We start from the raw sequence: 3,253 nt of genomic DNA, 5'->3' as shown, positions 1-3,253 counted from the left end.
TAAAGACCGCGACGGGGCCGCCGATACCGTGGGGGACAACCACTCACCCCATGCAGGAACTTGCGACGGTGATCATCCAACCCACCACGATCGCCGCCCAGGTCTGGGCCGGCGCTGCCGCGAGCAGCGTCGGTGAAGCCCTGCGCCTTGGCGCGGTGATGCAGGCGCAGTTGCTGGGATTGAACGACGAGGGACTGCTGGTGCTGCAGATCGCCGGCATAACGGTGGAGGCCGATCCGACTTCGGTATCGTTGCCCTCGCAATTCACCGTGCGCGTGGCAAGCAACGGCCCCCTGCCCCAGCTCGAAGTGGTGCTCGATGCCGCCAACGACGAGGTGCTGATGCAGGCCCTGCGCGACCGGCTGCCGCAACAGGCAGGCTACGCGCCCTTGCTCGGCACCCTCGATGCGCTCTCGCGTCGTCCCGCTTCAAGGAATTTACCGCCGGAACTGCGTACGGCGCTGGCGAACCTCGAACAGGCCATCCCCACGCCAGATGAACTTTCCGTGCCGGACAAACTGCAGCAGGCCATTGCCCGCAGCGGCCTGTTCTTCGAATCGACCCTGCTTGACGAAGCCCGCGGGCAGGACGGCGGTGCGCCGGTGAACAGCGGGACACCATCGGGAACGCCGGCCGGCACGCCGCAGGGCACGAGTGTCAACGCCGGTCCCGCGCCAAGCCTCGGTCAGGCGCTCGGCCAATCCCTTGGCCGCTCGCTTGGGCAGCTGCTGGGACAGGGTCCGGGAACGACCAGCGGGACACCGGGCCGCCAGGCCGATACGCCGGTAACGCGACCGGCACCGCTGCCACTGCCAAACGGGGCGGCACCCGCAGGCGAAGGCGACGACTGGAAGGCCGCCTTGCTCAAGGTCGTGGCCGCGCTCGCGCGGCAACCGGTACTCGGCACCCGCGTGGCCGCACAGGATGCGCAGGAAGTGCCTCCGCCACTGCGGCAGCGCGCGCTGCTGACGCAGGCGCGGGTGGTGGTGGATGCCGAGACCGACCTCGACAGCCTGGTCGAAAACCTGCGCGCGAACGTGCGCGGTGCAGTGGCCCGGCTGGAAGTGAGCCAGCTCGAATCGCAACCGCAAGCCAATGCGTGGATGCTCGAACTCCCGGTTCGCGGCGTGCGTGGTTACGACGTGCTCCAGTTGAAAGTTGAACGCGAACCCGTCGCACCGGGAGAATCCTCCGGCGACAGCTGGACGCTAGGCTTCACCATCGACCTTCCCAGTCTCGGACCCCTGCAAGGCGACATCCACTTGCGTGGTTCGCGGGCGACGGTGCGATTGCATGCACAGTTCGAACTGGCCGTGCGCCAGCTCGAGGCGCAGGCACCGAAGCTTCACCGCCTCATCGAGGATGCCGGCATGCAGGTGGAGCACCTGGCCATCGTGCAAGGCCTGCCTCAGGTGGCAAGCCAGCGTAGTGCTGTATTCCTGCAGGCCACGGCATGACCCAGGCCCTGCCCTCGCCACGGCGCAAGGTAACGCTTCGCCTGTCCAGTTCCACGCGCACGACCGCATCGCAGAAACTCGCAGCGGAGGACGTGGAGGCCATGCTGGCGCGTGCCCACGCTCGGGGGCTGGCACCGAACGTCGATCCGCAGGTGGCCGCCGTGCTCGCCGCGGTGCGGCTTCGCGAGGATATTCCCGACCAGCTTTACGTATTGCTGGCCGCGGTGCTCGGCGCCATCCACGGCGCCGGCGAAGACTAGGCAGCAAGTACGGTCAAACGCGGATGGCGGGCCCTGGGCTAACCTTCGCCCGAATCCTGCCAACGCGAAAAAGACCAAGCATGGGTGCCGCCCGGAAAGCCCTCTGGTACATCGAAAGCCACTACGAGCAAGACCTCGCCCTGGCTGACATCTCACAGGTGGTGGGCGTTTCGCCGTTCCATCTCTCGCGCCTGTTCCAGGCCAGCACCGGCAGCCCGATCGTGCGCTACCTGCGTGGGCGCCGCCTGAGCGAGGCGGCGCGAAAGCTTGCCGCCGGAGCCAGCGACATCCTTGATGTGGCGCTTGCCGCGGGTTATTCATCCCATGGTGCATTTACCCGTGCCTTCGGCGAACAGTTCGGCCGCACCCCCGAAGATGTGCGTGAGCGAGGCCTGGACGGCCTGCGGCTGGTGGATGCGGTCAAGCTGGACGATGCATCCACGGCCTGTGCACAGGAGCCACGCCTGGCCGACGCCGATACCTTGCTGGTCGCGGGCATCGGCGCGCGCCACCGCGGCCCGTCGGTGGCGTCGATTCCCTCGCAGTGGCAGCGGCTGCTGGGCGAATGCCAGGGTGCCGGGCCGATCGCCTATGGCGTGTGCTGCAACAGCGACGAGGATGGCAATTTCGACTACATCGCAGGCCACGCCGTGCCGTCGTTCTCGAATGTCCGCGGGGGATGGCAAACCGTGCGCATACCGGCCCGGCGCTACGTGGTGGGCTGGCACGAGGGGCACATCAGCAGCATCCGTTCCACCTGGTACTGGCTGTTGAACGACTACCTGCCCAACTCGGGCCTCACTCTCGCCGATGCGCCGGAACTCGAGCGCTACGACGAGCGCTTCGACGACACCACGGGTAACGGCGGCGTTGAGATCTGGCTGCCGCTGAACTGAGTCAATCCACATTGAAGGGAATTTAAGATGCGATCAATGGTTCGATGGCTGGCCCTGGCGTTCTTCGTCGTGGGCGTACCAATGGCCGCCTGTGCGCAGCCTTCAACGCCGGTCGGCGAACGCCACGGCACCACGCACATGCCCAGCGCCGCCGTGCGCGATGCCGCCCACCGTGATGTCGTGCGCTACACCGTGTGGTACCCGGCAGCCGCGGACTCGAAGGAAACATCGATTACCGTGGGACCGCCCGGCGCGCCCTTGTTCAATGTCGGTGCCGCGGCTGCGGACGCCGCCATCGCCAGCGGCAGGTTTCCCACCCTGTTGCTGTCGCACGGCAACGGCGGCACCGCACGGATCATGGGCTGGTTCGGCATCGCCATGGCGCGCGCCGGCTACGTGGTGATCGCCGTGGACCATCCGGGTAACAACGGCATGGATGAAATGACAGTAGCGGGAAGTACGCTGATCTGGGAACGCGCCGAAGACCTCAAGGCCGCGTTGAAAGCCGTATTGACCGATCCCGCCCTGGCACCGCACGTGGATACAGGGCGACTGGGCGCTGCGGGTTTCTCGGCCGGGGGATTTGCAGCCCTTGCCGCCGCCGGCGCCCGCGTGGACGTGGACCACTTCATTGCCTTCT

4 protein-coding genes are annotated in these 3,253 nt (G+C 67.0%); all 4 read left to right on the top strand.

Annotated features, from left to right (window positions below; translation table 11 throughout):
• Positions 1 to 1,457 (top strand): flagellar hook-length control protein FliK (locus tag VK519_RS14115; protein ID WP_324350782.1); only part of this gene is annotated, 1,457 nt, incomplete at its 5' end.
• Positions 1,454 to 1,717, top strand: coding sequence for a flagellar biosynthesis protein (locus VK519_RS14110; RefSeq protein WP_324350781.1), 264 nt, complete (start codon positions 1,454 to 1,456; stop codon positions 1,715 to 1,717). The genes VK519_RS14115 and VK519_RS14110, both read left to right, overlap by 4 nt.
• Positions 1,718 to 1,797: 80 nt before the next feature.
• The gene (locus VK519_RS14105; protein ID WP_324350780.1) at positions 1,798 to 2,613 is read left to right on the top strand and encodes an AraC family transcriptional regulator; all 816 of its coding nucleotides are present in this window, start codon (positions 1,798 to 1,800) and stop codon (positions 2,611 to 2,613) included.
• An 81-nt stretch (positions 2,614 to 2,694) separates the two neighbouring features.
• The coding region (locus tag VK519_RS14100) for a poly(ethylene terephthalate) hydrolase family protein (protein ID WP_324350784.1) at positions 2,695 to 3,253 on the top strand (559 nt) is incomplete at its 3' end.

Origin of the sequence: Pinirhizobacter sp. (assembly GCF_035317885.1) — a bacterium.
Lineage (GTDB): Bacteria > Pseudomonadota > Gammaproteobacteria > Xanthomonadales > Rhodanobacteraceae > Pinirhizobacter.
The sequence above is the reverse complement of the archived record's forward strand: the minus strand, read 5'-3'. Positions and strand labels throughout refer to the sequence as shown.

Excerpts from the sequence above, each read along its gene's own strand:
- VK519_RS14110 (WP_324350781.1), top strand. The coding sequence starts at position 1,454 with ATGACCCAGGCCCTGCCCTCGCCACGGCGCAAGGTAACGCTTCGCCTG.
- VK519_RS14105 (WP_324350780.1), top strand. The coding sequence starts at position 1,798 with ATGGGTGCCGCCCGGAAAGCCCTCTGGTACATCGAAAGCCACTACGAG.